Source organism: Tissierella sp. (genome assembly GCF_031460495.1).
Classification (GTDB): domain Bacteria; phylum Bacillota; class Clostridia; order Tissierellales; family Tissierellaceae; genus JAVKTS01.
The window spans coordinates 1-1,340 of the sequence record NZ_JAVKTS010000017.1; the positions used below are offsets into that span (position 1 = coordinate 1).

A 1,340-nucleotide genomic window follows, 5' to 3' on the forward strand; every position below is an offset into this window, starting at 1 on the left:
CACACCTGTTCCCATACCGAACACAGAAGTTAAGCATCTCAACGCCGATGGTACTTGGGTGGTAACGCCCTGGGAGAGTAGGAAGTTGCCAGGCTATTCTTAGGTAGCTCAATGGTGGAGCAACCGGCTGTTAACCGGTAGGTTGTGGGTTCGAATCCCACCCTGAGAGCCAGAAATGCCTGGGTGGCGGAACTGGCAGACGCACAGGACTTAAAATCCTGCGGCCCTTAAAGCCGTACCGGTTCGATTCCGGTCCTAGGCACCACAAACAATTTAGCGCGGGATGGAGCAGTCTGGCAGCTCGTCGGGCTCATAACCCGGAGGTCGTAGGTTCAAATCCTGCTCCCGCAACCATAATTTTGTCGATACATATAAATCAAATAAGGCCCCATGGTCAAGCGGTTAAGACATCGCCCTTTCACGGCGGTAACCCGGGTTCGAATCCCGGTGGGGTCACCAATTATTACTTATTTGGGAGCATAGCTCAGTTGGGAGAGCACCTGCCTTACAAGCAGGGGGTCACAGGTTCGAGCCCTGTTGTTCCCACCATTTAAACAATGTATAAAGCATGATTCTCATAGAGAACTGCTAAAATTACGCGGCCTGGTAGTTCAGTTGGTTAGAATGCCAGCCTGTCACGCTGGAGGTCGAGGGTTCGAGTCCCTTCCAGGTCGCCAATTAAACCTAGTTTAAAATATTATATGCCGGCGTAGCTCAGTTGGTAGAGCAACTGACTTGTAATCAGTAGGTCGGGGGTTCAAGTCCTCTTGCCGGCTCCATATTTTATTTATCTGCTGAATTCAAATTAGTAGTCCAGTAGGATGAATAAGCCTTCTTTAAGGAGGAGTACCCAAGTGGCTAAAGGGGACGGACTGTAAATCCGTTAGCTAAGCTTTCACTGGTTCGAATCCAGTCTCCTCCACCAAATATGTACTCCCGAAAACATACATAAAAATATGCGGAAGTGGCTCAGTGGTAGAGCATCGCCTTGCCAAGGCGAGGGTCGCGAGTTCGAATCTCGTCTTCCGCTCCAGAATTTCTTATGAAGAGTATATATTCTTCATTTTTTTAAATTATGATATCTAAATTTGTTATCGATTATGCGGGTGTAGCTCAGTGGTAGAGCCCCAGCCTTCCAAGCTGGTTGCGAGGGTTCGATCCCCTTCACCCGCTCCATATATGTACCCTTAGCTCAGCTGGATAGAGTGTCTGGCTACGAACCAGAAGGTCGGGGGTTCGACTCCCTCAGGGTACGCCAGTAAAAACTTGCATTAAAAATGCAAGTTTTTTTATATTTTTTATTAAGCTATTAATTAAAACTGGTCTAACATTTATTACAT

General features: G+C 47.5%; 11 tRNA genes and 1 rRNA gene. All 12 read left to right on the forward strand.

Going from position 1 to position 1,340, the window contains the following annotated elements:
• Positions 1–94 (forward strand): 5S ribosomal RNA (rrf, locus tag RIN63_RS15300); the annotation flags it as partial.
• 3 nt (positions 95–97) lie between these two features.
• Positions 98–172, forward strand: a tRNA-Asn gene (locus tag RIN63_RS15305).
• Positions 173–177: 5 nt separating this feature from the next.
• Positions 178–265: transfer RNA gene (locus RIN63_RS15310), tRNA-Leu, on the forward strand.
• Positions 266–277: 12 nt separating this feature from the next.
• Positions 278–354: transfer RNA gene (locus tag RIN63_RS15315), tRNA-Met, on the forward strand.
• A gap of 30 nt (positions 355–384) precedes the next feature.
• Positions 385–459, forward strand: a tRNA-Glu gene (locus tag RIN63_RS15320).
• Positions 460–473: 14 nt separating this feature from the next.
• Positions 474–549 (forward strand) — tRNA-Val (locus RIN63_RS15325).
• Between the two features lie 51 nt (positions 550–600).
• A tRNA-Asp gene (locus tag RIN63_RS15330) sits at positions 601–677 on the forward strand.
• Positions 678–703: 26 nt separating this feature from the next.
• Positions 704–779, forward strand: a tRNA-Thr gene (locus tag RIN63_RS15335).
• 61 nt (positions 780–840) lie between these two features.
• Positions 841–925 (forward strand) — tRNA-Tyr (locus RIN63_RS15340).
• A 33-nt stretch (positions 926–958) separates the two neighbouring features.
• Positions 959–1,033: transfer RNA gene (locus RIN63_RS15345), tRNA-Gly, on the forward strand.
• Positions 1,034–1,102: 69 nt separating this feature from the next.
• Positions 1,103–1,176, forward strand: a tRNA-Gly gene (locus RIN63_RS15350).
• A gap of 5 nt (positions 1,177–1,181) precedes the next feature.
• Positions 1,182–1,258: transfer RNA gene (locus RIN63_RS15355), tRNA-Arg, on the forward strand.
• Positions 1,259–1,340 lie beyond the last annotated feature (82 nt).